Here is an 827-nt window from a genome sequence, read left to right on the forward strand (position 1 = left end):
GATACAGGGCTGGTTACCAATACCCACAATATTACTTCCTGAATACTGAATGTAAACTTTGCACCACAACTCGTCCTTAGGTGGTTTGAAGTGTTCACCACTCTTAATTTTTTGGTTTTGAAACTGGATTACATCCACACCGTCAAACTGTGCCAAGCGCGTTCTAATTTCCAATTCTGCTTGTTCAAGTGTCATCATTTGTATTTACTCGTCACTCGCTGAAAGGTTAAAGCATAGATCCCCGTTGGTGCTTGTTGAGAGTATCCATTCTCCAGAGCAACGGAATAAGGCAAATTATTCTGCACATAGACCAGATCACCAATCTTTGCCTGAAGAACTTTGATATTCCCCTCAGCAATTGTTTGCCCACCTACTTTATCCACTTTATTTAAATCATAGCGAACATCCACAGAGCCAATTGAAACGAGGTTATTACCACGGAATGCGCCTGTATCAACTGGGCTTGCGAGTACAACACCTTGTAGGAACTCGCTAATGATCTTTCTTTGTAGAGCAGTTGCGCTTTGCAGTACTTCAAAGGTGAACTGTGATAATCGTGTACCTTGCCATGACATAACAGAGCCTATTAAATTTTTCTAAGCTGACAAACCCAAATCGAATCTGTTGGATCTGCGCCCACATTCAATACCTTAAAATCACCTTTAGCCGTTGTCCAAATATCACCAATCTGCGGTACTGCCGTAACCTCATTTTGGAGGACTGTTGCTTTGGAATCTGTCACCTGATAATCAGTAGGCTTAACCAGATCTTTTTTATAGCTACCGAACAACACGCCACGACCAGAATAAGAACCATCTATTTGATTG

1 protein-coding gene and 2 pseudogenes are annotated in these 827 nt (G+C 41.6%); all 3 read right to left on the reverse strand.

All coding sequences use genetic code 11. The features are described 5' to 3' along the window. Positions 1–198, reverse strand: a pseudogene (locus C9E89_RS22915) (hypothetical protein); the annotation flags it as partial. Then, positions 195–575: a hypothetical protein gene (locus C9E89_RS22920; RefSeq protein WP_107010338.1), complete on the reverse strand. Its 381-nt coding sequence runs from the start codon at positions 573–575 to the stop codon at positions 195–197. The gene C9E89_RS22920 and the pseudogene C9E89_RS22915, both read right to left, overlap by 4 nt. Before the next feature lie 11 nt (positions 576–586). Then, a pseudogene (locus C9E89_RS22925) lies at positions 587–827 on the reverse strand (glutamate 5-kinase); the annotation flags it as partial.

This window comes from Acinetobacter sichuanensis, assembly GCF_003024515.2.
In the GTDB taxonomy this organism is placed as follows: Bacteria; Pseudomonadota; Gammaproteobacteria; order Pseudomonadales; family Moraxellaceae; genus Acinetobacter; species Acinetobacter sichuanensis.

Bases quoted from the DNA above. Each gene is read 5' to 3' on its own strand.
- C9E89_RS22920 (WP_107010338.1), bottom strand. From the start codon at position 575: ATGTCATGGCAAGGTACACGATTATCACAGTTCACCTTTGAAGTACTG.